The 25,709-nt window shown below is 69.3% G+C and carries 21 protein-coding genes; 3 read left to right on the top strand and 18 right to left on the bottom strand.

Annotated elements, in window-relative coordinates; translation table 11 throughout:
- Window positions 1–76: 76 nt before the first annotated feature.
- The 3 genes from ABD893_RS16135 to ABD893_RS16125 all read right to left on the bottom strand — a co-directional run bounded on the left by ABD893_RS16135 (window position 77) and on the right by ABD893_RS16125 (window position 3,992).
- Window positions 77–2,341: a polyribonucleotide nucleotidyltransferase gene (locus ABD893_RS16135; protein WP_345082697.1), complete on the bottom strand. Its 2,265-nt coding sequence runs from the start codon at window positions 2,339–2,341 to the stop codon at window positions 77–79.
- A 212-nt stretch (window positions 2,342–2,553) separates the two neighbouring features.
- A complete protein-coding gene (gene rpsO / locus ABD893_RS16130; protein ID WP_345082694.1) occupies window positions 2,554–2,823 on the bottom strand; it encodes a 30S ribosomal protein S15 in 270 nt (89 codons plus the stop codon).
- A gap of 152 nt (window positions 2,824–2,975) precedes the next feature.
- On the bottom strand, window positions 2,976–3,992 hold the full coding sequence (locus ABD893_RS16125) for a bifunctional riboflavin kinase/FAD synthetase (RefSeq protein WP_345082692.1): 1,017 nt from the start codon (window positions 3,990–3,992) through the stop codon (window positions 2,976–2,978).
- Between the two features lie 378 nt (window positions 3,993–4,370).
- Here ABD893_RS16125 and ABD893_RS16120 point away from each other — a divergent pair, with 378 nt between their 5' ends.
- Window positions 4,371–5,930, top strand: coding sequence for a L,D-transpeptidase family protein (locus tag ABD893_RS16120; RefSeq protein ID WP_345082689.1), 1,560 nt, complete (start codon window positions 4,371–4,373; stop codon window positions 5,928–5,930).
- A gap of 132 nt (window positions 5,931–6,062) precedes the next feature.
- On the opposite strand, the gene truB is transcribed toward ABD893_RS16120, so the two are convergent.
- The 6 genes from truB to ABD893_RS16090 all read right to left on the bottom strand — a co-directional run bounded on the left by truB (window position 6,063) and on the right by ABD893_RS16090 (window position 12,915).
- Window positions 6,063–7,016 carry a tRNA pseudouridine(55) synthase TruB gene (gene truB / locus ABD893_RS16115; RefSeq protein ID WP_345082686.1) on the bottom strand — a complete coding sequence of 318 codons (954 nt, stop codon included), beginning with the start codon at window positions 7,014–7,016 and terminating at the stop codon, window positions 6,063–6,065.
- Window positions 7,013–7,546: a 30S ribosome-binding factor RbfA gene (gene rbfA / locus ABD893_RS16110; protein ID WP_345082683.1), complete on the bottom strand. Its 534-nt coding sequence runs from the start codon at window positions 7,544–7,546 to the stop codon at window positions 7,013–7,015. Before rbfA ends, truB begins: the two co-directional genes overlap by 4 nt.
- A 280-nt stretch (window positions 7,547–7,826) precedes the next feature.
- The gene (gene infB / locus ABD893_RS16105) at window positions 7,827–10,769 is read right to left on the bottom strand and encodes a translation initiation factor IF-2 (RefSeq protein WP_345082680.1); all 2,943 of its coding nucleotides are present in this window, start codon (window positions 10,767–10,769) and stop codon (window positions 7,827–7,829) included.
- A 95-nt stretch (window positions 10,770–10,864) separates the two neighbouring features.
- Window positions 10,865–11,170, bottom strand: coding sequence for a YlxR family protein (locus ABD893_RS16100; protein ID WP_345082677.1), 306 nt, complete (start codon window positions 11,168–11,170; stop codon window positions 10,865–10,867).
- Between the two features lie 160 nt (window positions 11,171–11,330).
- Window positions 11,331–12,317 (bottom strand): transcription termination factor NusA, encoded by a 987-nt coding sequence (gene nusA / locus ABD893_RS16095; protein WP_345082674.1) that lies wholly within the window; start codon window positions 12,315–12,317, stop codon window positions 11,331–11,333.
- Window position 12,318: 1 nt separating this feature from the next.
- Window positions 12,319–12,915: a ribosome maturation factor RimP gene (locus tag ABD893_RS16090; protein WP_345082671.1), complete on the bottom strand. Its 597-nt coding sequence runs from the start codon at window positions 12,913–12,915 to the stop codon at window positions 12,319–12,321.
- Window positions 12,916–13,041: 126 nt separating this feature from the next.
- On the opposite strand from ABD893_RS16090, the gene ABD893_RS16085 reads away from it, so the two are divergent.
- Window positions 13,042–14,124, top strand: coding sequence for a DUF4439 domain-containing protein (locus ABD893_RS16085; protein ID WP_345082668.1), 1,083 nt, complete (start codon window positions 13,042–13,044; stop codon window positions 14,122–14,124).
- Window positions 14,125–14,164: 40 nt separating this feature from the next.
- Here the strand turns inward: ABD893_RS16085 and ABD893_RS16080 are convergent, their stop codons facing one another.
- Window positions 14,165–15,949 carry a proline--tRNA ligase gene (locus ABD893_RS16080; RefSeq protein ID WP_345082664.1) on the bottom strand — a complete coding sequence of 595 codons (1,785 nt, stop codon included), beginning with the start codon at window positions 15,947–15,949 and terminating at the stop codon, window positions 14,165–14,167.
- A 221-nt stretch (window positions 15,950–16,170) separates the two neighbouring features.
- Here ABD893_RS16080 and ABD893_RS16075 point away from each other — a divergent pair, with 221 nt between their 5' ends.
- A complete protein-coding gene (locus ABD893_RS16075) occupies window positions 16,171–17,535 on the top strand; it encodes a hypothetical protein (protein ID WP_345082662.1) in 1,365 nt (454 codons plus the stop codon).
- 128 nt (window positions 17,536–17,663) lie between these two features.
- Here ABD893_RS16075 and ABD893_RS16070 read toward each other — a convergent pair whose 3' ends face one another.
- From ABD893_RS16070 to ABD893_RS16035, 8 genes are all read right to left on the bottom strand, one after another.
- Window positions 17,664–18,515, bottom strand: a complete 852-nt coding sequence (locus ABD893_RS16070) for a GNAT family N-acetyltransferase (RefSeq protein WP_345082659.1) — start codon at window positions 18,513–18,515, stop codon at window positions 17,664–17,666.
- Between the two features lie 4 nt (window positions 18,516–18,519).
- Entirely contained in the window at window positions 18,520–19,680 is a 1,161-nt protein-coding gene (gene ispG, locus ABD893_RS16065; RefSeq protein ID WP_345082655.1) for a flavodoxin-dependent (E)-4-hydroxy-3-methylbut-2-enyl-diphosphate synthase, read from the bottom strand.
- A gap of 204 nt (window positions 19,681–19,884) precedes the next feature.
- Window positions 19,885–21,228, bottom strand: a complete 1,344-nt coding sequence (locus tag ABD893_RS16060; RefSeq protein ID WP_345082652.1) for a M50 family metallopeptidase — start codon at window positions 21,226–21,228, stop codon at window positions 19,885–19,887.
- Between the two features lie 2 nt (window positions 21,229–21,230).
- Complete coding sequence (gene dxr, locus ABD893_RS16055) at window positions 21,231–22,436, bottom strand: 1-deoxy-D-xylulose-5-phosphate reductoisomerase (protein ID WP_345082649.1); 1,206 nt, start codon at window positions 22,434–22,436, stop codon at window positions 21,231–21,233.
- The gene (locus ABD893_RS16050) at window positions 22,433–22,981 is read right to left on the bottom strand and encodes a DivIVA domain-containing protein (RefSeq protein WP_345082646.1); all 549 of its coding nucleotides are present in this window, start codon (window positions 22,979–22,981) and stop codon (window positions 22,433–22,435) included. Before ABD893_RS16050 ends, dxr begins: the two co-directional genes overlap by 4 nt.
- Window positions 22,982–23,078: 97 nt before the next feature.
- Entirely contained in the window at window positions 23,079–23,498 is a 420-nt protein-coding gene (locus tag ABD893_RS16045; RefSeq protein ID WP_345082643.1) for a DivIVA domain-containing protein, read from the bottom strand.
- Between the two features lie 10 nt (window positions 23,499–23,508).
- Window positions 23,509–24,831: a dual-specificity RNA methyltransferase RlmN gene (gene rlmN, locus ABD893_RS16040; RefSeq protein ID WP_425548390.1), complete on the bottom strand. Its 1,323-nt coding sequence runs from the start codon at window positions 24,829–24,831 to the stop codon at window positions 23,509–23,511.
- Entirely contained in the window at window positions 24,828–25,697 is an 870-nt protein-coding gene (locus tag ABD893_RS16035; RefSeq protein WP_345082640.1) for a phosphatidate cytidylyltransferase, read from the bottom strand. Before ABD893_RS16035 ends, rlmN begins: the two co-directional genes overlap by 4 nt.
- Window positions 25,698–25,709: the final 12 nt, after the last annotated feature.

The raw sequence follows: 25,709 nt of genomic DNA, 5'->3' as shown, positions 1-25,709 counted from the left end.
CTCCGGACGGAGAACGGGGAGGCCTCCTGGTGGAAGCCTCCCCGTTCTGAGATGCCGACCGAGGCCGACGGGCGGATCACTCCGCGGTGTTCTCCTCCGCGGCGACGGAGTCAGCGGACTCCGCAGCGGACTCTGCCTCGTCCTCGATCACGCCGAGGGAGATCTTGCCGCGGGAATCGATCTCGCGGATCTCCACTTCGATCTTCTGACCGACCTTGGCGACGTCCTCGACGTTGTCGACCCGCTTGCCACCGTTGAGCTTGCGCAGCTGGGTGACGTGGAGCAGACCGTCCTTGCCCGGGGTGAGCGAGACGAAAGCGCCGAAGTCGACCACGCGCACGACAGTGCCGAGGTAGCGCTCGCCGATCTCGGGAACCATCGGATTGGCGATCGCGTTGACTGCGGAGCGCGCAGCCTCGGCCGAGGGACCGTCGGTGGCGCCGATGTAGACGGTGCCGTCGTCCTCGATCGTGATGTCCGCGCCGGTGTCGTCCTGGATCTGGTTGATCATCGCGCCCTTCGGGCCGATGACCGCGCCGATCTTGTCCACGGGGATGGTGACCGCGAGCACGCGCGGGGCGTACGGGCTCATCTCATCGGGAGCATCGATCGCCTCGTTCAGGACACCGAGGATCGCCAGGCGAGCCTCGTGGGCCTGCGAGAGCGCACCGGTGAGCACGGAGGTCGGGAGACCGTCGAGCTTGGTGTCGAGCTGGATAGCGGTGATGAACTCGCTGGTCCCTGCGACCTTGAAGTCCATGTCGCCGAAGGCGTCCTCGGCACCCAGGATGTCGGTGAGCGCGGCGTAGCGCGTCTCGCCGTCCACCGAGTCCGAGATCAGGCCCATGGCGATGCCGGCGACGGCGGCGCGCAGCGGCACCCCGGCGTTCAGCAGCGACAGGGTCGAGGCGCAGACCGAGCCCATCGAGGTGGAGCCGTTGGACCCGAGAGCCTCGGACACCTGACGGATCGCGTAGGGGAACTCCTCGCGGCTGGGCAGGACCGGCACCAGGGCGCGCTCGGCGAGCATGCCGTGGCCGATCTCGCGACGCTTCGGGGAGCCCACGCGACCGGTCTCACCGGTGGAGTACGGCGGGAAGTTGTAGTGGTGCACGTAACGCTTGCGCGTGACCGGCCCGAGGGAGTCGATCTGCTGCTCCATCTTGAGCATGTTCAGCGTGGAGACACCCATGATCTGGGTCTCGCCGCGCTGGAACAGGGCCGAGCCGTGCACGCGCGGGAGGACCTCGACCTCAGCGGAGAGCGCACGGATGTCGCGCAGACCGCGGCCGTCGATGCGCACACCGTCGGTGAGGACCTTCTTGCGCACGACCTGCTTGGTCAGCGCACGGAATGCACCGCTGACCTCCTTCTCGCGACCTGCGAGCTGCTGGCCCTCGCCGGAGAGCTCAGCGACGACCTCATCGAGCAGCTGCTCGGTGCGCTCCTCGCGCTCGGTCTTCGCGGCGATCGACATGACCTCCGCCAGACGCTGACCGGCAGCGGCCTCGACGATGTCGTAGGCGTCATCCTGGAAGTCCAGGAAGAGCGGGAACTCGCGCACCGGCTTGGCGGCGGTGGCGGCCAGCTCCTGCTGGGCGATGCAGAGGCTGCGGATGAAGACCTTGGAGGCCTCGATGCCCTCGGCCACGACGGCCTCGGTGGGGGCGATCGCGCCCTGCTCCTTGATGAGCGTCCAGGCGTTGTCGGTGGCCTCGGCCTCGACCATCATGATCGCGACGTCATCCTCGACCATGCGGCCGGCGACGACCATGGAGAACACGGCCTCGTCCAGCTGCGAGAAGGTCGGGAAGGCGACCCACTGGCCACCGCCCTGGGCGTTCGGCATGAGCGCGATGCGCGCGGCGCCGATCGGACCGTTGAAGGGCAGACCGGAGATCTGGGTCGAGGCGGAAGCACCGTTGATGCCGACGACGTCGTAGGCGTCGTCGGGGCCGTTCGCCATCACGGTGAGGACGACCTGGACCTCGTTGCGCAGGCCCTTGACGAAGGCCGGACGCAGCGGGCGGTCGGTGAGGCGGCAGGCGAGGATCGCGTCGGTGCCGGGACGGCCTTCACGACGGAAGAACGAGCCGGGGATGCGACCCGCGGCGTACATCCGCTCCTCGACGTCGATGGTGAGCGGGAAGAAGTCGAAGTGGTCCTTCGGCTTGTTCGACACGGAGGTCGCCGAGAAGACCATGGTGTCGTCGTCGAGGTAGACGGCGACGGCACCGGCTGCCTGCTGGGCGAGACGGCCGGTCTCGAAACGGATCTCGCGGCGCCCGTAGGAGCCGTTGTCGATGACAGCGGTGGTTGCGGTGATTTCAGGGCCTTCCATGGCCATGTGGATCTCCTCTGGTAGGGGGTTGCCCTGCCGGTGCGGCCTTCGTCAGTCATCCGCGGTGCGCTGGAGGAGGCTCGTGGAGCCATGCTCAGCGGTCCGCAGGCCACTGCCGAGGACCGAACCTGATCGGGGCGGGGTTCTCAGGGTGCCCGCAGCTGCGGGCAGATGAAACCGCCGCCCGCCCATAGGGCGAGCGGCGGACAGGATCAGCGGCGGATGCCGAGGCGCTGGATCAGCGCACGGTACCGCGTGATGTCGCTGGCCTGCAGGTACTTCAGCAGGCGCTTGCGCTGACCGACCATCAGCATCAGACCACGACGCGTGTGGTGGTCGTGCTTGTGGGTCTTCAGGTGCTCGGTCAAGTACTTGATGCGGTGAGTCAGGAGTGCGGCCTGGACCTCGGGCGAACCGGTGTCGCCCTCGCTGGTCGCGTACTCCGTGATGATCGCCTGCTTGGTGGCGGTATCGAAGGCCATCTGGTTCTCCTCTGGTCGCTGCGCGGCGCCGAGGACCGAATGTCCCAGGCTCTCTGGACGAGCGGCACCCAGGCGCAGCGGCCCGCAGGGCGGGTGGTGCGCAGTGGGTGCGGATCGCTCTCCGCGGCCGAATTCACGGCGCGAGCAGGATATCAGCCGTCGCTGGCGAGAGGGGAGCGGTCCGTCGAGAGAGTGTGGCGGGTCACCTCGACATCTTTCGCCATCTGCTGGACCAATGCCTCCGCGGAATCGAACTTGAGCGTAGGGCGCTGGAAGTCGACGAACTCGAGACGCACGGTGTCCCCGTACAGATCCAGGTCATGGGCGCCATGGACGTACGCCTCGACGGTGCGCCGCGGGGCGCCGTCCGCCTCGAAGGTGGGGTTGGTGCCGATGGAGATGGTGGCGGGAGCTCCGGCGAGCGGCTCGACCCCCAGGTGCGAGGGATCCTGCTCTGTGACGGTGAGATATCCGGCGTAGACGCCGTCCGCAGGGATCAGGCCGGCGGGCGTCGGGCCCAGATTGGCGGTCGGGAAGCCCAGCTCCCGGCCGCGCTGGAATCCGTGGTGGACCACGTCGGTGACGGTGTGCAGCCTGCCCAGGGCGAGGTTCGCGGCCCGCACCTCCCCCTCGAGCAGATCCCGCCTGGCCGCCGACGAGGAGATGCGTCCGCTGCCCGCCCCCTGCGGTCCGAGGTCCTCGACAGTCACGACCTCGAAGCCATACTGCTCGCCGAGTGCGCGCATCGTGTCGATGTCACCGGCATTGGCGCGACCGAAGAGCGCGTCCTCCCCCAGCACGATGCACTTCGCCCCCAGTCCCTCGACCAGGAATCGCCGCACGAAGTCCTCAGGAGAGTGCTGTGCGAACGGCAGGGTGAACTCGAGGTCGAGCACGCCGTGCATGCCTGCCAGCAGCAGCAGCCGGTCACGATCTTCATGGCCGGTGAGCAACGGGGTCTGGGTCGGATCCCCCATGACGTGCCGCGGATGGGGCCAGAAGGTGAGGGCGACGGGAGCGAGCGAACGCGCCTCGGCATGCCGGCGGAGCTGATCCAGCACGAATCGGTGACCGCGATGGACGCCGTCGTAGTTGCCGATCGACACTGCTGTCGCGCCGAGATCGGCCGGCACCTCCTCGACGGAATGCCAGATGGGAACGCGGGTCACGGCGCGGTCAGGTCCTTCCAGGGCTGGGTGCATTCATGCACGGTGGATCAGGAGCGTCGGCAGCCGACGCGGCGGCGAAGAACGCCGGTGCACACTGTAGCGCTCGCAGGTTGTCGCGCCCGCAGGCCGGCGTGCTCCCTCGGGGACAGGAGAGCCCATTTTCCCGACGGTCGAAGCATCTACGTCATGAAACTGCTCGCCGCCGGTGTTCGACGATGCCAATCTGTGACGAAGCTCAGCGTTATCCTCCCGCGCGAAGCGGTACGGGCTCCGTTACTCTGAGAGTCAAGGCGGCGCCGGGGACCTACCCCTGTGCCTTTCCGGGCTCGCGCGCGGAGACAACAAGTCACGACGGCCGCCGAGATCGGATCTGGATCCATGATGAACGTGACCGAGACGGCCGCGCTGGGCGGCCCGTCCCGACCTGCCGGTCGCCAAGGCCGTCGACGGGTCATCCTCATCCTGGTGGCCATCATCGCCACCCTCGCCGTGGTGCTCGCCGGCGGTGCACTGGCCTACGCCAAGCAGTTCGACGGCCGCGCCCTGCCCGGCACCACGGTGCTCGGCCAGGATGTCGCTGGCAAGACTCCTGAAGAGATCGCCGCCCTGGTCGCCGAGCGCGGTGAGTCCGTCTCCGTCGCGGTCACCGCCGGAGAGCAGCAGCTCGAGGTGGCACTGGCCGATCTCGGGGTGACCGTGGACGCCGCCGCGACGGCGGCCTCCGCCGTCTCCCGTGATGACTCCTTCACCGGCGTGATCTCCTCGACCTGGTCGGGCGAGCATGCTGTGGAGCCCGTCGTCACCGTCGACGAGGCGAAGGTTGCAGAGTTCGCCAACGGCCTGGTCCCCGAGGACATGACCACCCCGATCGATGCACAGGTGAGCTTCGACGAGGACGAGCAGACCTGGAATGCGGTCCCCGGCCGTAACGGACAGGGCCTGGATCCGCAGACGCTCGTGGACGCAGTGACCCAGAATGCGGCTTCCCTGAAGGATTTCAGCGTCGATCAGCCGATCGAGGAGATCGCCCCCGCGATCACCACCGAGGAGGCTGAGGGAGTCGTGGGCACCATCGCCACTCTGCTCGAGCAGCCGATGGCGATCACCGGCGCCGATGACAAGGTCCACGAGGTCTCCGCCGAGCGTCGCAACGGCTGGATCTCGGTGGTCCCCGATGAGTCCGGTCAGGCACTGACGATCTCGGTCGATGAAGAGGCTGTGCGTGAGTGGGTCGTTGCCCGCGCCGACAAGGACGCTGTGAAGGCGGAGAACGGCATCGAGCAGGTCGACGAGGCAGGCAAGGTCGTCAAGGTCGTCTCGGAGAAGCAGGACGGTCTCGAGATCACCAACACCGATGCTGTGGTCGGCGAGCTGGTCACCGCACTGAAGGGGACCACGCCGCTCGAGGCAGCCTTCGAGACCCGGAAGATCGAATCCGAGGTCGAGCAGGTCGATGCTCCGAAGTCGGAGGACGAGAAGGACAAGGAGAAGGAGAAGTCGGAGGAGAAGAAGGACGGCACCGATGACGAGGCTGCCACTCCCTCCAACCCCACCGGCGAGAAGTGGATCGACGTCGACCTCAGCAACAAGACGGTCACCGCGTACGTGGGTGACACTCCGGTGTGGGGCCCGCGCTCGATGGTGGACGGCAAGGAAGGCAACGAGACCGTCACCGGGACCTTCGAGATCTACCTGCGCTACGACCGCCAGGACATGACCAACGCGGCCTACTACCCCAAGGGTCATGAGAAGTACTACCTCACGCCCGACGTCCCCTGGGTGCAGTACTTCCACCGCGGGTTCGGCTTCCACGGCGCTCCGTGGCGCTCCTCCTTCGGGTACTCCGGCTCCCATGGCTGCATCAACATGCCGGTGTCGGACGCCAAGTGGCTGTACGACTGGGCGAGCATCGGCACCAAGACCGTGGTCCACTACTGACCGGTCTGCCGGCGCGCGCACTGTGAAGAAGGGCCCTTCCCGAGAATCGGGAAGGGCCCTTCTTGCTGCTCAGCGTTGTTTGTGCTCGCCGCTCTTGCTGCTCACCGTCGGCAGCGACAGAAGCTCGGAACTTCAGCAGCGAGCGTCTTCGGGCACCACCAGGATCGGGCGCCAGCGCTCCTGCTCCCGCTCAAGGATCGCGACCAGCTGTCCGGAGCTGTCCAGCGCCGCCACCGGACGCTGCTTCCCCGCAGCTGCCGGAGCCACGAGCTGCTCTCCGCGCGGAGCCGCAGGCACCGCCACCGAGGTGATCCGCTTCCCCGTGCCGAGCGCGGCGGTCTGCTCCGCATCGACCTGCAGGGTGCTGAGCACCAGGGAGGCGATCTCACCGAGTCCGTGCAGTGGGAGCTCGACATCATCGCCCTCACCCCGCGCCGGGACCAGTGCCGCGCCCGCCACCGTGAACGGGCCCACGGCGGTGCGACGAAGAGCAGTCAGATGCCCGCCGACCTCGAGCGCTGAGCCGAGGTCGCGGGCCAGCGCCCGCACGTAGGTGCCTGAGGAGCAGTCGATCACCGCGTCGAGGTCGAGGTGCTCCCCCACCGCTCGGCGGGAGGTCACCTCGAAGCGGGAGACCTGCACCGGCCGGGCGGCGAGCTGCACATCCTCCCCCGCTCGTACGCGGGCATAGGCGCGCTGGCCATCGACCTTGATGGCGCTGACGGTCGAGGGCACCTGCGAGATGGCCCCGCGCAGCGCCTTCAGCTGCTGCTCGATGAGCGGCTGCGGCAGCGCCGAGGCGTCGACCTGCTCGCCGAGAATCTCGCCCTCCCTGTCATCCGTGGTGGTGGCGCGGCCCAGCCGGAGCGTCGCCTCATAGGTCTTGCCGAGGCCCACCAGGTAGGTGAGCAATCGGGTGCCCTGACCCACGCCGAGCACCAGCAGCCCGGTGGCCATCGGATCGAGCGTGCCGGCGTGGCCGACCTTCTTGGTTCCCAGCAGCCAGCGGACGCGCGCGACGACGTCGTGGCTGGTGCGCTCCGACGCCTTATCGACCAGCAGGATCCCGTGCGGGCCGGAGGTCACGCCTGCTCGCGGCCGGTCTCGTCGTCGGTGCCGCGAGTGTCGGTGCCCAGAGCGCCGGCGCCGTCGGTCTCGTCCTGTTCAGCGCCGTCGAGGTCGTCCGCCTCCTCGTCCTCGCGGGGCTTGCGGTAGGGATCCTCTTCCCCGGCGTAGCTCGCGCCGACCTTCGTCTTCTCGAGCTCGGCGTCACGGCCGCGCGCCTCGCTGAGCAGATCCTCGATCACGCGTGCATTCTCGGGGATCGCGTCAGCGATGAACTCGAGGGTCGGGGTGAGCCGCACCCCGGTCTGGCGACCGACCTCGCGGCGCAGCATGCCGGTGGCGCTGACCAGGGCCGCGGCGGTGCCCTCCCGCTCCTCGTCGGTGCCGAAGACGGTGTAGAAGAGGGTGGCGTGCTGGAGATCGCCGGTGACGCGCACATCGGTGATCGTCACGAAGCCCAGCCGCGGGTCCTTGACCCGGTTGTCCAGCATGGTGGCCACGATGACCTTGATGCGATCAGCGAGTTTGAGCGCGCGGGGATGATCTGTCATGGGATGTCGTTCTCCTGGTCTGGGGTGAGGGCTGCGAGGCCCTCGAGGTAGGGGCTGTGGTGGGAGGCCGGGAGAGGAGCGCCGCGGCCGACGGGCGAGTCACTGCGGGGTGGTGGTCTCCGGCGTTGCATCGCCCCGGAGACGCCAAGACGCCCCGCAGCCTGCGCAGAGACGCAAGGGGCCGACGGGGCGCACAGCAGGGAGGGCACCTCGGTCATCGTGGCCTCCTCCCCAGCGGGTCACGGTCGGGCACCCTCAGAGGCGCCCGACCGTGCCAGCATCAGATGCGGGGTTTCTCCTGCATCTCATAGGTGGTGATGAGGTCCTCGAGCTGGAGGTCGTTGTACGAGCCCAGATTGATACCGCATTCGTACCCATCGCGGACCTCGGTGACATCGTCCTTGAACCGGCGCAGGCCGGCCACTTCGATGTTCTCGGAGATGACCACACCCTTGCGGGTGATGCGAGCCTTCGCACCGCGCTTGATGAGGCCGCTGCGCACGATCGAACCGGCGATGTTGCCGAACTTGGAGGAGCGGAAGATCTCGCGGATCTCCGCCGAGCCCAGCTCGACCTCTTCGTACTCCGGCTTGAGCATGCCCTTCAGCGCTGCCTCGACCTCGTCGATGGCGTTGTAGATCACGCTGTAGTACTTGATCTCCACGCCTTCACGATCGGCGTAGTCAGCGTTCAGGCCCTCGGCCCGCACGTTGTAGCCGATGATGACGGCGTTCGAGGCGACGGCGAGGTTGATGTTGTTCATCGTGATCGCGCCGACTCCGCGGTCGATGATGCGCAGATCAACGCCATCACCGATCTCGATGCCCAGCAGCGACTCCTCGAGCGCCTCGACGGCACCGGCCGCGTCACCCTTGAGGATGAGGTTGAGGGTCTCGACCTTGCCATCAGCCATGTGCTGGTTGATGTCCTCGAGGCTGATGCGCTTGCGCACCTTCGAGAGCGATGCCGCACGCTTGGCGGCCTCGCGCTTCTCAGCGATCTGGCGGGCGGTGCGCTCGTCCTGGGCGACCAGGAAGGAGTCACCGGCACCGGGCACCGAGGTCAGGCCGAGCACCTGGACCGGACGGGACGGACCCGCCTCGGTGACGGTCTCGCCGTTCTCGTCGATCATCGCGCGGACTCGGCCGTGGCCGGAGCCGCAGACGATCGCATCGCCGACCCGCAGGGTGCCCTGCTGGACCAGCACTGTGGCGACCGGACCGCGACCCTTGTCGAGGTTCGCCTCGATGGACACGCCACGCGCGTCCTTGTCGGCGATCGCGGTGAGCTCGAGCGCGGCATCTGCGGTGAGCAGGACCGCCTCCAGCAGCGCATCGATGTTGAGGTTCTCGCGAGCAGAGACGTCCACGAACATCGTCTCGCCGCCGTACTCCTCGGCGACCAGGTTGAACTCCGTCAGCTGCTGACGGATCTTCTCCGGGTTCGCGTCGGGCTTGTCGACCTTGTTGACCGCGACCACGATCGGGACGTTCGCCGCCTGGGCGTGGTTGAGCGCCTCGATGGTCTGGGGCATCACGCCATCGTCAGCGGCGACCACGAGGATCGCGATGTCGGTGACGTCCGCGCCACGGGCACGCATGGCGGTGAACGCCTCGTGACCGGGAGTGTCGATGAAGGTGATGGCGCGCTCGGCACCGTCATGCTCGACCTCCACCTGGTAGGCACCGATGTGCTGGGTGATGCCGCCGGCCTCGCCAGCGCCCACGGTCGCCTTGCGGATGGTGTCGAGCAGGCGGGTCTTGCCGTGGTCGACGTGACCCATGACGGTGACCACCGGCGGACGCGGGACGCGGTCCTCGGAGTCCTCGTCGGCGAGCTCGGCATCGAGATCGATGTCGAACTGTCCGAGCAGCTCGCGCTCCTCGTCCTCCGGGGAGACGATCTCGATCTTGTAGCCCAGCTCGGTGCCGAGCAGGTGGAAGGTCTCCTCGTCCAGGGACTGAGTGGCGGTGGCCATCTCACCCATCGCGAAGAGCACCGTGATCAGCGACGCCGGGTTGACGTCGATCAGGTCCGCGAAGTCGGACAGCGATGCACCGCGGCGCAGGCGGATCGGCGTGCTGCCGTCACCGCGCGGGATCGAGACGCCGCCCGGTGCGGGCGCCGACATCTGCTCGAATTCTGCGCGCTTCGCACGCTTCGACTTGCGTGAGCGGGCGGGCTTGCCGCCGCGTCCGAAGGCACCCTGGGTGCTGCCACGACCACCGCGGCCGCGGGGACCGCCGCCGGGACGTGCGGGACCGCCACCGGCGGGAGCACCGCCGGGGCCCGGACGACCACCACGGCCGCGCCCGGGGGCACCGCCCTGGTTGGCATCGGCGAGACCGCCGGAGGAGTGCTGTCGCATGATGCCCGGGGTGGGCATCCCGGGACGGCTGGCCGGACGGGGCGCACCGCCGGGACGGGGCGCGCCACCCTCGCGCGGCGGGCGAGCGCCGGCCTGACCGGTCTGGCCTGCCTGATCCGCGCCGGGGCGCGGCGGACGCTGACCCGGACGGGGCATGCCCTGCGAGCTGGCGAAGGGGTTGTTGCCGGGGCGGGGAGCGCCGGGACGGCCGCCACCCTCACGGGGCGGGCGAGCGCCGCCGGGGGCGGGCTTGCGAGCACCGGGACGGGGCATCCCCTGCGAGCTGGCGAAGGGGTTGTTGCCGGGACGTCCGTTGCCGGGACGGGGAGCGGGCCGCTCACCACCGGGCTTGGGCGCGGCGGCCGGCTTCGCGGCACCGGGCTTGGGGGCGTCCGACGCGGGCTTCGACTCCGTCGCGTCTGCGGCAGGGGTCTCCACTGCGGGGGCCTCTGCTGCGGGCTTCGCTGAGGAAGTGTCCGCAGCCGGCGTCGACGCGGGCGTCTCCGCAACAGGCGTGGGTGCAGCTGCCTCCGCCGGTGCGGCGGGTGCAGAAGGTGCCGGGGCAGGCTCGGGCTCGGCAGGCTTCTGCGGAGCGGGCTTGGCGCCGGGCTTGGGTGCAGCACCGGGCTTGGGCGCACCGGAGGGCTTAGCGGATGCTCCGGAGTCGCTCTTCGTCGCGGAGGCGCCGTCCCCGTTCTGGACGGGGAGCTCCTCACGTAGACGGCGTGCTACCGGTGCTTCGATGGTGGAGGAGGCGGAACGAACGAATTCGCCCATGTCCTGCAGCTTCTGCAGAACGACCTTACTCGGGTGTCCGAGCTCCTTAGCGAGCTCGTGGACGCGGACCTTAGCCACATTTCTCCTGTCTTGGTCCGGCCGACAAGAGGGCTCGGACCATTAATTCCTGAGGGTGCTCATTTGCGAGTACTCATCGGATGTCCATGGTTCTTCTACCTGTTCCACGTGCGGTTGGGATCGAAGGTCTCGAGGTCCCGGGCTAGGTGCCCGGTGTCGACTGCGCCACGAAAGGATCGGGCGAAGCCGCCTCGCCGCAGGGCGAGGTCGAGACATGCTGCATCAGGGTGGAGCCACGACCCGCGACCAGGAGCCGATCCGGCAGGATCGACGCGGACTCGCGGGGTGACACCGTCGGAAACGGACTCCCGGACCAGACGCACCAGCTGCTTGCGCGGGGCCACCTGGCGGCAGCCGACACACGTGCGCTCGGGAACATGGGTGGCAGAGCGAGTGATCACTCCACCTCCTCTGTTCCGAGCACGTCCGCTCGGGCGGGTGCTCGATCGCGGAACGATCTGCAGCACCTCTCGGCGAACAGCCTCCCCAGTGTAGCGGACCTGATCGGTCTCACCCTCAGCGGGGAGGCGTGGGCCACACCTCACTCCGGTTCACTCCGCGTCAGTCCGTGGATTGCGGTTCCGGCGCGTTCTCCGAGTGGATGTCGATCTTCCAGCCGGTGAGCTTCGCCGCCAGGCGGGCGTTCTGCCCGTCCTTGCCGATCGCGAGGGAGAGCTGCGTCTCGGGGACCACTGCGCGAGCGGCCCGACCCACCTCGTCGATCACGGTCACGCTGGTGACCCGTGCCGGCGAGAGCGCATTGGCGATGTAGCGAGCGGGATCTTCGTGGAAATCGACGATGTCGATCTTCTCGCCGCCCAGCTCGTTCATCACCGCGCGCACACGAGCGCCCATCGGGCCGATGCAGGAGCCCTTGGCGTTGATGTCCGGTGCCGTGGCGTAGACCGACATCTTGGTGCGGTGACCGGCCTCGCGGGCAAGCCCCGCGATCTCGACGGTGCCGTCGGCGACCTCCGGGACCTCGAGGGCGAACAGACGCCGCACCAGGTTGGGGTGCGAGCGCGAGAGGGTGATCTGGGGGCCCTTCGGGCCACGGCGGGCCTCGGTGACATAGGCGCGCAGTCGGCGGCCGTGGGAGTAGTCCTCCCCCGGTACGCGCTCGTGAGGCGGCAGCACCGCCTCGACCTCGCCGAGGTCCACCAGCACCATCCGCGGGTCACGTCCCTGCTGGATGATTCCGGAGACGATGTCATCGGCACGGTCGGCATACTCGCCGAGCACCGCCTCGTCCTCGAGATCGCGAATACGCTGGAAGATCACCTGACGCGCCGTGGAAGCGGCGACGCGACCGAAGTTCTCGGGGGTGTCGTCCCACTGCTCGACGATATTCCCCTCGGCATCCCGTTCCCGGGCGATGACGGCGACTTCACCGGTGCTCTCATCGATCTGCACCTCCGAGTCCCGTACGGGGTGGTCGGTGTGGAGATACGCCGCGTGGAGCGCTGAACCGATCGCGTCCAGCAGCACGGGCAGGCGGATCTCGCGTTCTCGCTCCAGGGCCCTCAGGGCACCCATGTCGATGTCCATCTCAGCTCTCCTTCGTGACAGCAGTGTGGTCAGTGGCAGCGGTCTCGACGTCAGCGATCAGCTGTGCGAGGTCTGCGGGCGGGTCGAACTCGATCTCCACCTTCGCGGTGGTGACGTCGGCGAGCGGGATCTGCAGCTGCTCGGCAGTGCCCTTGGGCAGCTTCAGGGGCCGCCCGCGGTCGTCGCGGCCGGGCTCCTGGCGCAGGAGCAGCCGGTCCCCGTCGAGCGCGAGCATCCGGGCCCGGTAGGTCGTCCCGTCCTCGGTGGTCAGAGACACGATGCGTCCGCGTGAACGGCGGAAGTGACGCGGTGCGGTGAGCACCCGGTCCACACCCGGGGTGGTGACCTCGAGCAGGACGGGGGCGCTGCCCAGCAGGGCATCGTCGGCATCCACCAGCTCGGACAGCTCGCGGGAGGCCTCGGCGACGGTCTCGAGATCGACGCTGCCGAGCTGGTCCTCGGGGAGGTCCACGATCAGCCGCACCTGCGGCATCCCACCGCCTCCGCGGATCTCGACGTCCTCGAGCACGAGTCCGTGGGTGTCCAGCACCCGGGTGGCGGTCTCCCGCAGGATGGTCTGGTCGTCGAGTGCGCTCATGGCCGCTCGTCTCCTCCTGCTATGGGTGTCTGTGGCGCCCGGGGCGATGCCCGGGGCCGTAGCACCAGGATAGTGTCCGCGCACCGCCCGCGCCCACCTCAGCCGCGGCGATGCGAGAATCCTCCTGTGTCGCTCATCGCTCGTTCCCTTCCCACCCTCCCTGCGCCCACCCGTCGCGGTGTGCTGCAGATCGCGGTGGGTGCGTTGGTGGTGCTTCCCCTGGCGAGCTGCGGGCGGGTCATTCTCGGCGGCCCGGAAAAGTACACCCCGCCCCCGCCGGGCATCGATGACCTCTACCGCATCGAACTGCTGACCCTCATGGACCAGGTGATCGCCGGCACCGATCAGGTGATGCAGGCGCTGGATCCCGCCACTGGGGAGCCGGCGCCGTCCGCGGCGCTCACCGCGCTCAGCGCCGCCCTTCCGATCCAGCGCACCGCGCTGCTCACCGGGGCCCAGCACGAGCGGGAGCTGGAGGCCGAGGACGATCCCGCGCCGGGGCAGACTGCTCCTCCCCCGCCCGCCGGAGCGCCCACCGATATCGCCGGGCTGCTGGTGGCACTGGTGGAGCTGCGGGACCTGGCCGCCGCCGCTGCCCGGCAGGTCTCCGGTTCGCTGGCCCGCCCCCTCGCCGCGATCGCGTCGCACACCGCATGGATCATGCTGCGCCTGCAGGCCGCCGCAGGCACCGGAGAGGTCACCCCCGCTCCGAGCGCCGAGGAGCTCGTCCCGAGCCGCGAGGTGCCGACGACGGACCCGCCGTCCATCGGCGCACAGGCCGATTACCACACCGTGATCGAGCAGACCCAGCAGGAAGAGTGGTTCGCGGGGTACCTCCACGAGGTGCTGGCCGCCCGAGTCCAGGACGATGCCCGGCAGCAGCACCTCGACCAGGCCGACCTCCATCGCACCCGCGCAGAGCAGCTGGGGCGCATCGCCGAGGAGGACGGCGCACCGGTGGTGTCGCGGCAGGCGGTCTACGCGATCCCGGGCGGGACGCTCGATCCCGAGCTCGCCGGTGAGCTGCCGACGCTGCTCTCGCAGGGCCTGCTGATGAACCATGTCGCTCTGGTGGGCGCAGCGCCCTTCGAGCGACGACCGCTGCCCATCGCCGCCGCCCTCGCCGAGGCGGAACGGCTGGCCGCGCTGGTGAATCGGATGGATCCGCTGCCGACCCTGAAGGTCGAGGAGCTGCCGGTCGGCGGCTGAGTCCGCTCATCGGCGCAGCGCAGCCGCCGACCGTCGTCCCTCAGGCTCCGCGGACCTCGGCGAGCACGGTGTCGACGACCTCCTGCGGGGAGACCTCACGGATCTCGCCGCTGGCGCGGTCACGCACCTCGACCACGCCGCTGGCGAGGCTCCTGCCGACCACCACGGAGGTGGGGACGCCCAGCAGCTCGGCGTCCTTGAACTTCACGCCCGGGGACACCTTGGGTCGGTCGTCGTAGAGGACCTCGAGGCCGCGGGCCTCGAGCTCGCCGGCGATGCGCTCCGCCTCCTCGAAGATCTCCTGACCCTTGCCGGTGGCGACGATGTGCACATCCGCGGGGGCGAGCTGTCGGGGCCAGACCAGGCCCTTGTCATCGTGGAACAGCTCCGCCACCGCAGCCACGGCGCGGGTGACTCCGATGCCGTAGGAGCCCATCGTCACCACGACCGTCTTGCCGTTCTCGTTGAGCACGGTGAGGTCCAGTGCCTCGGCGTACTTGCGGCCGAGCTGGAAGATGTGTCCCATCTCCATGCCGCGGGTCAGGCGCAGCGGGCCGGAGCCGTCGGGGGCGGGGTCACCGTCGCGCACCTCGGCGACCTCGATGGTGCCGTCGGCGCTGAAGTCACGACCGAAGACCAGGTCGTAGACGTGCTTGTCCTTCTCTCCGGCGCCGGCGACCCACGAGCTGCCGGGCACCACGCGCGGGTCGACCAGGTAGCGGATGGCGGAGTCGGACTCGAGCCCGAGCCCTTCGGGGCCGATGTAGCCCTTCTTCAGCACCGGATGCTGCGCGAAGTCTGCGTCGCCGAACGGTGCGGCGAGCGCAGGTGCGACTGCCGTCTCGAGCCGCTTCGGGTCCACCTCCCGGTCGCCGGGCAGAGCGATCACGAGCGGCTCGGTGCTGCCGTCGGGGAAGGTCAGCAGGTAGACGAGGTGCTTGAGCATCTCGTAGCGGGTCCATTCCCCCGACTCCGCGATCGGCCCCTTCCCCGGGAAAGCCTGGTTGGAGTAATCGGTGAGCGCGGCGATCGTGCTGGCTCCCGGGGTGTCCTCGATGTGCATCGCCGGCAGCGCAGCGATCGCTGCGTCGTCCAGGGCGGGCGGGGCCACGGTGGTGACCGCTTCGACGTTCGCGGCGTAGCCGCCGTCGGAGACCACGAAGGTGTCCTCGCCGACGGGCGTGGGATGGAGGAACTCCTCGGAGCGGGAGCCGCCCATCGCACCGGCGTCGGCCTTGCAGATCACCGTCGGCAGTCCCAGCCGCTCGAAGGTGCGCTGATAGGCACCGCGCTGCTTCTCATAGGAAACGTCCAGGCCCGCATCGTCGATGTCGAAGGAGTAGGCGTCCTTCATGATGAATTCGCGGGTGCGCAGCAGCCCGGCCCGAGGCCGGGCTTCGTCACGGAACTTCGTCTGGATCTGGTACAGCATCGTGGGCAGGTCCTTGTACGAGTTGTACAGGTCCTTCACCGTGAGGGTGAACATCTCCTCGTGTGTGGGCGCGAGCAGGTAGTCATCCTGCTTGCGGTCCTGGAGCCGGAACAGGGTGGGGCCGTATTCGTCCCAGCGCCCGCTGCGCTCATACGGCTCACGGGCCTGCAGCGCCGAGAACAGCACTTCCTGGCCGCCGATCGCCTCCTGCTCCTCGCGCACGATCTGCTCGACCTTGCGCAGCACCTTCAGGCCGAGCGGGAGCCAGGTGTACACCCCGGCCGCGCCGCGACGGATGTAGCCCGCGCGCACCAGGAGCTTGTGGCTCGCGACCTCGGCGTCGGCCGGGTCCTCCCGCAGGGTGCGGACGAAGGACGAGGACAGACGGATCATGGGGCAGGCCTTTCACACAGGGCGGTTCGGGGCGTGGCCACCAAGGGCTCGCGCGCGCCCATCGTACTGGGCGCGACGACCCGGCCGACGCCTCGTGCTGGTCTCAGGGGTCCCGCAGCCGTGAGTGCGGCGGCACTCGGTACCCTGGCGAGATGCACCGGCGAGGACAGCGGGTCCCGGGCGCTCCCGGCACCCCGGGCACAGAGCCCAGGAAATCGGGCGTGGAGGCTCCTGGCCGCCACCCCCGTTCCTCGCGTCGGCAGCTGCTGCGCGGGGTCGGTGCAGTGACCGCGCTCGGTGCGGTCGGTGCGGGGTCGCTCGCCGCTCGGCAGCTGGGCGGCGACGACGTCGATCCGCACAGGGAGATCCCGCTGTGGTCCGAGACCGTCGCCTACGATCGCGCCGCGCAGCGGGTGCTGGTGGGCGGGCGCGCCGCGCCGCTCGACCTGGCCCCGGGCTCTCGACTCGCCGCGGAACTGCCGGATACCTCACCGATACGACGGCGAGCGGACGCGTTCTCGACCGGCGCGGCTGACTGGCGCGTCGCTCTCACGGAGCACCTCGGCGCGGAGCCGCTCCTGCTCGAGCTCGCCGAGACCGCTCTGCAGGATCTCTGGATCCTCAGCGACGATCTGCCGGCACCGGCGGCGGGGTGGAGTTCCTCCTGGCGCTTCATCTGGCCGCGGGACGCTGCCTTCTGTGCGGTGGCGCTGGCACGGATCGGCCACCTCGACCGAGCGGAGGAGGTGCTGATCCACCTGCAGTCCCTGCAGGCGCCAGATGGCTGGTTCGAGGCCCGGTACGAGCCGGGCACCGGGAAGGCACCGGATGGCCGACGGCGGCAGTTCGATGGCACCGGGCTGCTGCTGTGGGCGACCGCTGAGGTGGCCGCTGTGGCCGGGGCTGCCGACGGCGCCGACGCTGACGGGGCGACCCGGCGCGAGGCGCTGCTGGGGCGTCTGTCCCCACTGGTCACCCGCTCGCTCAGCGCGCTGCGCTCGGTCACCCGGGATGGTGCCGGGCTGCCTCCCGTCTCCCCCGACTACTGGGAGCGGCGCGAGCGCTCGGTGACGCTCGGCATCATGACTGCGACCTTGACCGGCCTGCGGGCAGGTGCTCAGCTCACCGGCGACTCTGCTGCACGTCGGGCCGCGGAGACCTTCACCCTCCTGCTGGAGGAGACCTTCGGCCGCAACGGGTTCCCACGCTATCGCGGGGGTGGCGGCGCGGATTCGGCCCTCGCCTTCCTCGACGCGACGGGAGTCCACGACGTTGCGCCCCGGGCCCAGCTGCTGGGGCTGCGCAGCGAGCTCTCCCGCCCCGGCGGCGGCATCGCTCCCGGGTCCGCCTGGCATCAGGACGGCGTGAGCTGGACGCCCTCGACGAGCCTGCTGGCCCTCGCGCTCGCTCGCGCCGGAGAGGCGGACGCGGCGACGCAGATCCTCCGCTGGCTCGCCGAGCATCGCACCGCCGCCGGCTCGTTGCCCGAGAAGGTGCTCTTCGACGGGCGTCCCGCAGAGGTGGCCCCGCTGGCCTGGACCGCGGCGAACGTGCTGCTGACGCTGGATGAGCTGGCTCGGCTCTGAATGGGCCCAGCCCCCGACCCGCGGCACCTGCCCGATTCGCCTCGCCCCTCGATTCTGCGCTGAGGACCTATACAGCGCCCTCGCACCGGTCCCTAGCGAAGAATGGCCGAGGCTCGCGACGCGGGAGGTCAGAAGAGGATCGTGGTGAGCTCGCCGATCTGGCGGAAGCCGGAGGCGGCGTAGGCGCGCCGGGCGGGCTCGTTGAAGTCGTTGACGTAGAGCGACACCTGCGGGGCGTGGTCACGGCGCACCTGGTGCACCAGCTCCGCCATCCCGGCCCGCCCGAGGCCTCTGCCCCGCTGGTCGGGCCGCACCCACACCCCGTGGATCTGCGCGATCGGGCCGAACAGCGAGCCGACGTCGGCTTTGAACAGCACCTCACCGTCCTCGATGACGACATAGGTGCGTCGCTTCCGGATCAGCTCAGCGACCCGGGCCCGGTAGGAGCGGCCGCCGTCACCGGCGATCGGATCCACGCCCACCTCCTCGCGGAACATGGCCACCGCCGCGGGGAACACGATCTGCTCCTCACCGGGGACGGCGGGGCGCAGGCCGACCGGAGCGAGCTGCGGGAGGTCCGCCGGATCACCGGCCTGCAGCAGCGGCTGGCTCCAGCGGTATTCGCGGACGTCGGCTCCCCAGGTGGGGGCCAGCGGCTCCCAGAGCCGATGGACCGCGGCGCGCTCTCCGACCACAGAGCTCGCCCGTCGGCCCCGCGCGGCCATATGCCGGCCGAAATCGTCCAGGGCGCGGTCGGTCGCGGACAGCGGGGAGAGGTTCACGCCATGCCACAGCAGCCCCTCAGGCTGCTGCTCCTCACCGGCCAGGGAGAACTCCTGGGCCAGCGCGGTGGAGCGTGCGGACTCCTGCAGACGAGCGCCCGCGAGAGCGTTGATGACCGGCTCCGTCAGCGCGAGCGCGAGCGCGGCGTCGAAGCTGCTGGAACGGATCGCGCGGACCCGCCCGCCGCGCCAGAACATGAGCTCAGCCCACGGAGATGGACGGGGCGCCGGTGGAGGACTCTTCCTCTTCCATCTCGGCGGCGATCCGGTTGGCCTCGGCCAGCAGCGTCGGCACGATGTCCGCCTCGGGAACGGTCTTGATGACCTTGCCCTTGACGAAGATCTGGCCCTTGCCGTTGCCGGAGGCGACACCCAGATCGGCTTCGCGAGCTTCGCCCGGACCGTTGACGACACAGCCCATCACCGCGACGCGCAGCGGGACCTCGAGGTGCTTGAGCCCCTCGGTGACCTCGTCTGCGAGCTTGTAGACGTCGACCTGGGCGCGGCCGCAGGAGGGGCAGGAGACGATGTCCAGCTTGCGCGCCTTGAGGTTCAGCGACTGCAGGATCTGGATCCCGACCTTGACCTCTTCGACCGGAGGCGCGGAGAGCGAGACGCGGATGGTGTCGCCGATGCCCTCGCCCAGCAGGATGCCGAAGGCGACGGAGGACTTGATCGTGCCCTGGAAGGCGGGGCCAGCCTCGGTGACACCGAGATGCAGCGGCCAGTCACCCTCCTCGGAGAGCTGACGGTAGGCGTCGACCATGATCACGGGGTCGTTGTGCTTCACGGAGATGCCGAAGTCGTGGAAGTCGTGTTCCTCGAACAGCGAGGCCTCCCACTTCGCGGAGGCGACCAGCGCCTCGGGCGTGACCCGGTCGCCCTTCATCATCCGCGGGTCGATGCTGCCGGCGTTCACGCCGATGCGCAGTGCGGTGCCGTGATCGTTCGCCGCCTTCGCGATGTCCTTGATCTGGTCATCGAAGCGGCGGATGTTGCCCGGGTTCACGCGCACCCCGGCGCAGCCGGCTTCGATCGCGGCGAAGACGTACTTGGGCTGGAAGTGGATGTCGGCGATCACCGGGATCGGGGACTTCGCAGCGATCGCGACGAGCGCGTCGGCGTCCTCCTGGCGGGGGCAGGCCACCCGCACGATGTCGCAGCCCGCGGCGGTGAGCTCCGCGATCTGCTGGAGGGTCGCGTTGATGTCATGGGTGGGGGTGGTGGTCATCGACTGCACCGTGATGGGCGCGTCGCCTCCCACGTAGAGGTTGCCGAGCTTCACCTTGCGGGTCTTCCGCCGGGGCGCGAGCACCGGCGGCGGCTGCTTGACGGACGGGATACCGAGGCTCACAGAAGTCACTCCTCCATTATGGACTCGTGGGCGCGACTGTGCGAGGCGACGTGGGACACCTCCACCGCTCCTGCACTCCCGTGGTGGTCCATGGCACCCTGCGCGGGGCTCCGCAGAGAGCCCTCCGGCAGTCCCGCCGCGGGCGCCTGCGCGAGCGATCCGGGGACACCCTCACGGGGAGATGCCCACGGGGAGACGCTCACGGCGGAATGCTCAAGGGAACAGCGTGATCGGCTTGACGATGTCCGCATACAGCAGCAGCACGGTCATCAGGATGAAGATGATCGCGACCGCATTGGTCAGCGGGAGCATGCGCGACATATCGACCGGCCCCGGATCGGGACGACCCCGCAGCCGGGCAAGCAGCCGCCGGGCCCCCTCGAGCAGCGCCCCGGCGACATGACCGCCGTCGAGCGGCAGCAGCGGGATCAGGTTGAACACGAACAGCGCCATGTTCAGCGAGGCGAGCATCGAGATCATGGTGCCGGTCTTCTCGCGCAGCTCGAAGCCGGGCTCATCGGCGGAGGCGACCTCCCCGGCCAGGCGGGAGACGCCCACCACGCCGAGCGGGCCGTTGGGGTCGCGTTCAGCGCTGCCGAAAGCCGCTTGCGCCACCTCCCACAGCCGCACCGGCAGGGTGATGACGAGCTTTCCGGTCTGGGTGAAGGCGGACCAGGCCATCTCGGGCACCGCTGCCGGGGACTGCGGCACCAGGTCCGGGGTCCCGGAGACGCCGAGGAAGCCGACCTGTTCGGTGACCAGATCGCCGTCGGCGTCCAGGACCGCAGCGCCGTCCGCGTCGAGCACCGGTCGGGCGTCCACGATCATCGTCGCCTCGAGCTGCACCGTCTCACCGTCGCGCTCGACGACGACCTCGACGGTGCGATCCTGCGCGCCCCGCACGGCCGTGGTGACATCGGACCAGCGGTCGATCTCGTGCCCGTCGATCACTCGCAGGGTGTCGCCGGGACGGATCCCGGCCGCCAGTGCGGGAGCCGGCTCCTGTCCCTCGCAGGAGACGTCGGCCGGAGCATCGGCGGGGACCACGCATTCGGAGACGGACTGGACCGTCGGGGTCACCGCCGGCAGACCGATGCCGCTGACCAGCACCACCATCAGCAGGACCGAGATGAGCAGGTTCATCAGCGGACCGCCGAGCATCACCACCAGCTTCTTCGGCACCGCGAGCGCGACGAAGGTGCGGTGGGCGTCCTCCGGGCCGTACTGGGAGGACTCGTACTGCTTCGCCTCGTCGGAGAGCTCCGTGATCTGCTGGAGCAGTCCGGTGGAATCCTCACGGATCGTGCCCTCGGGCTCGCCCTTGTGCGGCGGGTACATCCCGATCATGCGGATGTAGCCGCCCAGCGGAATCGCTTTGAGCCCGTACTCGGTCTCCCCGCGGGTGCGGGAGAAGACGGTGGGGCCGAAGCCGATCATGTACTGGGTGACCCGCACCCCGAACAGCTTGGCAGGCACCAGGTGCCCGACTTCGTGCAGGGCGATGGAGAGGGCGAGCCCGGCGGCGATCACCAGGATGCCGAGCAGGAACAGCAGCACGCTCAGCGCTCCTGTGACGAGATCAGTGCCTGGGCGGTCTCTCGTGCCCAGGACTCGAGAGCCAGCAGCCCGGTGACCCCGTCGGCGCGCGCAGCACGCGGACGCTGCGGAAGCTCGAGCACGGCCCGGATCAGCGCGGTGATGCCGAGGAAGTCCAGGCGCCCCGCGAAGAAGGCGTCCACGGCTTCTTCATTGACGGCGTTGTAGACGGCCATCGCGCCTCCACCCTCCTGGTGCGCGGCACGGGCGAGCGAGATCGCGTCGAAGGTGTCCTCGTCGACCGGTTCGAAGGTCCAGGTCTGCGCGGCGGAGAAGTCCAGCGCCGCGGCGAGCCTGGGGAGCTTCTCCGGATGCGCGAGCGCCCAGCCGATGGCGTGACGCATATCCGGCGGGCTGGCCTGGGCGATCGTGGAGCCATCGACGAGGGTGACCATCGAGTGCACGATCGATTGCGGGTGGACGACGACCTGCACCCGATCCTCCGGCAGGTCGAACTGGAAGCAGGCCTCGATCACCTCGAGCGCCTTGTTGACCAGGGTGGCGGAGTTGGTGGTGATCACGCGGCCCATCGACCAGGTGGGGTGGTTCAGCGCCTGCTCGGGGCTGACTTCCGCGAGCTGCTCGCGGGTCTTGCCGCGGAACGGTCCTCCGGAGGCGGTGACGACGAGGTGATCGATCTGGTCATGGCGAACCCCCGCCAGGGCCTGTGCGATCGCGGTGTGCTCGGAGTCCACGGGAAGGATCTGTCCCGGTGCCGCGGCCTCGGTCACGAGGTGACCGCCTACGACGAGCGATTCCTTGTTCGCCAGCGCGAGCCGGGCCCCCGAGGCGAGCACGGCGAGCGTGGGCAGCAGTCCGACGGAACCGGTGATCGCGTTGAGCACCACGTCCCCGTCCCCCAGGGAACCGGCGAGGTCGACGGCCTCTTCCTGCCCGGCGCTGATCCGCGGCGCGGAGATGCCGCCGGCGCGGCAGGCGCGCTGAACAGCCGCCGCCACCTCGTCGGCGCGGGCCACGTCAGAGACCACCACGTGCTCGGGGCGGTGGGCGAGGACCTGCTCGGCCACCAGCTCCGGGCGGGTGCCTCCGACGGCGAGGCCGTGCACCCGGGCGATGTCCCCGAACCGGTCCACGACCTCGAGCGCCTGGGTGCCGATCGACCCCGTAGAACCCAGCAGGACCAGTCTCCGCGCAGGAGTACCGGTCACGGAACGGAAGCCATCACGTCCGCGACATGATCGAGGTAGACGTCGACCACGGCCTCGCGATATCCGTCGGGGCCACGACGGCGCCCGAAAGCGGAGCGTCGCACGTCATCGACGCTCATCGGATGGCCATCGGTGAAATAGGCGACGAGCTGGTCGCACAGGGCGTCGACGTCGGCCTTGTCATAGGCGGCCTCCCCCTGTGCGGCAGGAGCGAAGCGATCCCCGGCCGGGCGTTCGAGGCGCTCTTTGAGCATCTCCGCGCGCTCGGTGAGCTGCGCGACCCAGGAGCCCTCGCCGTGCTGGGTGATCGCGTCATCCCGAGCCTGCAGCGCGAAGGCATCCGAGAGGCGGTCCAGGGCCTCGTCCACGACACGCATGTCGTATCCGCCGCGCTCGGTGCCGAAGCTGGCGGAGGTGATGTCGCCCCCGCTGAACGAGGGGTCACGCCCCTCATAGGCGGTGCGCGCGCGGGAGAGGAACTCGTCGACCTCGCGCATGTCGTATCCGACGCTGAAGCGCGAGACACGCTCGAACGATGTGCTCACCAGGTAGGTCCTTCCTCGGTGCTGACGGGGTCCCACTGTAACGGCGCGGGAGGGATGGGTCGGGGAGGCGTGCGGGGTGCCGGGGCGGCGGGTCGGTTCACCGGCCTGCGCCGAACAGGCGGCGCAGGAAGCCCGGTCGCCGCTCCGCGGGATGGGCCGCCGATCCGGAGACCCCCTCGACCTTCGCCTCCCGGCGCTCCTCGCGCCGCTGCTGCTTCTCGAGCCTCCGTGCCTGCGCGAAGAGGTCGACGCCGGTGTAGTCCCGGTCGGGGTCGTACGGGAAGGTCTCGGGCGAGTCGAACAACGGGAACAGCACCCCGTCGAGGAAGCGGTCGACTTCATCCAGCTCGTAGCCCTCGCGGAACTTGGTGGTGGCGAAGCGGTGCTGCCGCACGGTGTCTGCCGTGACGGACCCGTCCCCTGAGAGCAGAGCTCGCTCACAGAGGTCCAGGAAGCCATCGACCTCCTGCATGTCGTAGCCCTCGTTGAAGCGGACGGGCGTGAAGCGGATCTCCATGGAGGTCTCCTCAGGATTCGAAGGCGCCGGCCGCGATGGCCTCGACGCGCGCGACCCGCGCCTCACGGTCCTCACGTCGGGTGTCGGACTCGATCACCTCGGCGGCGAGCTGGCCGCACGCGCCGTCGATGTCGGAGCCCCGGGTGTCCCGGATGGTGGCGGAGATGCCGTTATCCCGCAGGATCTCCACGAAGCGCTTCTCGACCAGCGGGTCCGAGGCGGTCCACTTCGAGCCCTTGACCGGGTTGAGCGGGATCGGGTTGACGTGCACCCAGTGGGCACCGCCCTTGGCGATCAGCCGATCAGCGAGCAGCTGGGCCCGGTGCGCCTGGTCGTTGATGTCGCGGATCAGTGCGTATTCGATGCTGACCCGGCGCCCGGTGGTCTCGAAGTACTCCCAGGCCGCGTCGAGGATCTCGTCGATATCGAAGCGGGTGTTGATCGGCACCAGCTCGTTGCGCAGAGCGTCGTCCGGCGCGTGCAGCGAGACGGCGAGCGTGACCGGGAGCTTCTCCGCGGTCAGCTTGCGGACCGCGGGGGCCAGGCCCACCGTGGAGACGGTGATGTGGCGGGCACCCATGCCGAATCCTTCGGGGGCAGGCGAGTTCAGGCGACGGCAGACGGTGGCCACGGGTCGGTAGTTCGCCAGTGGTTCACCCATTCCCATGAACACGATGTTGTTCACGCGGCCGGTGCCACCGGGCAGCTCGCCGCGGGACAGCATCAGGTTGGCCATGCGCACCTGCTCGAGGATCTCAGCGGTCGAGAGGTTGCGGGTCAGGCCCATCTGACCGGTGGCGCAGAAGGGGCAGTTCATACCGCAGCCGGCCTCCGAGGAGATGCACAGCGTGTTGCGATCGCTGTAGCGCATCAGCACCGATTCGACCATCGGACCGTCGAACAGCTGCCACAGGAACTTCTGGGTCGCGCCGTGATCGGCGGACTGCCGGGAGACCTGCGTCAGCAGCGGCGGGAAGAAGCGGTCGACCAGCTCCTGGCGACCTTCCTTGGGCAGATCCGTGAGGTCGTCCGGATCAGTGGTGAAGTGCTCGAAGTAATGCACGGAGAGCTGCTTGGCGCGGAAGCCCGGCAGGCCCATCTCCTTGACGGCTTCGACTCGCTCCTCGAGCGTGAGATCGGCGAGGTGCACCGGCGGCTTCCCGCGGCGCGCCGGCTTCATCTGCAGCTGGCCAGGGGCCAGAGCGATCTTCTGACCGGGGATCGCCTCACGGGAGAGATCGGGGTTCCGGGACAGTGCGACCGGCTCCGGGGAGCGGGCGCCTCCGGCATCGTTCCCGCGCGTCGTCTCGTTGTTCTTCTCAGGGGTGTTCATGGCAGCAGTACCTCCAGCATGACGTAGGTGGTGGGGGCAGCGAGCAGGATCGAGTCGACCCTGTCCAGCACTCCCCCATGGCCGGGCAGCAGGTGCCCCATGTCTTTGATTCCTAGGTCGCGCTTCAGGAGCGACTGAGAGAGATCTCCGCAGGTGGAGATGACCACCAGCACGGCGCCGATGAGGATTCCATCCCACACCGGGAGATCCAGGGCGAAGGTACCCACGGCGGTGACCGCGGCAGTACCCAGCAGGAGGGAGCCGACGAACCCCTCCCAGCTCTTCTTCGGGCTGATCTTCGGTGCCATCGGATGCTTCCCGAACAGCACTCCCGCAATATATCCGCCGATGTCATTGCCGACCGGCCCCAGGATGGCCAGCAGCACGAGCATCTCGCCCTGTTCGCGGGCGAAGAGCAGCAGCAGGAAGCAGCCCAGGAAGGGGACCCAGGCCAGGGCGAACACTCCCCCGGCCACATCGCGCAGCGCGCTCAGACCCATCGACTCGCTGACCCGCCACAGGATCAGCACGCAGACCGCGGCAGCAGTGGCCACCAGGAGCCCCTCGGCACCGAACACGACCGTGGAGACGACCATCCCGATCACGCCCACCAGCAGCGGGATCTGCGGAAGTCGCAGTCCGCCCTCGGCCAGGGCACGGGTCAGCTCGAGCACCGCGAGGACCATCGCCACGGCGGCGACCACGGGGAAGGCCTGCGGCACGACGAACACCGCCACGATCAGCACTGCCCCGAGCGCGACCCCTACCGCGATCGCAGCGGGGAGGTTGCGTCCCGGGCCGCGCCGCTTCGCATGCTCCTCGGTGGGCACGGCGATGACCGCCTCGTCCGGGGACGAGGCGGTCATCGCCGTACCTGA

The sequence above is a fragment of the Brachybacterium paraconglomeratum genome (genome assembly GCF_039541415.1).
Classification (GTDB): domain Bacteria; phylum Actinomycetota; class Actinomycetes; order Actinomycetales; family Dermabacteraceae; genus Brachybacterium; species Brachybacterium paraconglomeratum_A.
This window is presented reverse-complemented; position numbering and strand designations above follow the sequence as displayed.

Bases quoted from the DNA above. Each gene is read 5' to 3' on its own strand.
- ABD893_RS16135 (WP_345082697.1), bottom strand. From the start codon at position 2,341: ATGGAAGGCCCTGAAATCACCGCAACCACCGCTGTCATCGACAACGGC.
- rpsO (WP_345082694.1), bottom strand. From the start codon at position 2,823: ATGGCCTTCGATACCGCCACCAAGCAGGCGATCATCACGGAGTACGCG.
- ABD893_RS16120 (WP_345082689.1), top strand. From the start codon at position 4,371: ATGATGAACGTGACCGAGACGGCCGCGCTGGGCGGCCCGTCCCGACCT.
- rbfA (WP_345082683.1), bottom strand. From the start codon at position 7,546: ATGACAGATCATCCCCGCGCGCTCAAACTCGCTGATCGCATCAAGGTC.
- nusA (WP_345082674.1), bottom strand. From the start codon at position 12,317: ATGGACATCGACATGGGTGCCCTGAGGGCCCTGGAGCGAGAACGCGAG.
- ABD893_RS16090 (WP_345082671.1), bottom strand. From the start codon at position 12,915: ATGAGCGCACTCGACGACCAGACCATCCTGCGGGAGACCGCCACCCGG.
- ABD893_RS16080 (WP_345082664.1), bottom strand. From the start codon at position 15,949: ATGATCCGTCTGTCCTCGTCCTTCGTCCGCACCCTGCGGGAGGACCCG.
- ABD893_RS16070 (WP_345082659.1), bottom strand. From the start codon at position 18,515: ATGTTCTGGCGCGGCGGGCGGGTCCGCGCGATCCGTTCCAGCAGCTTC.
- ABD893_RS16045 (WP_345082643.1), bottom strand. From the start codon at position 23,498: ATGGAGATCCGCTTCACGCCCGTCCGCTTCAACGAGGGCTACGACATG.
- rlmN (WP_425548390.1), bottom strand. From the start codon at position 24,831: ATGAACACCCCTGAGAAGAACAACGAGACGACGCGCGGGAACGATGCC.
- ABD893_RS16035 (WP_345082640.1), bottom strand. From the start codon at position 25,697: ATGACCGCCTCGTCCCCGGACGAGGCGGTCATCGCCGTGCCCACCGAG.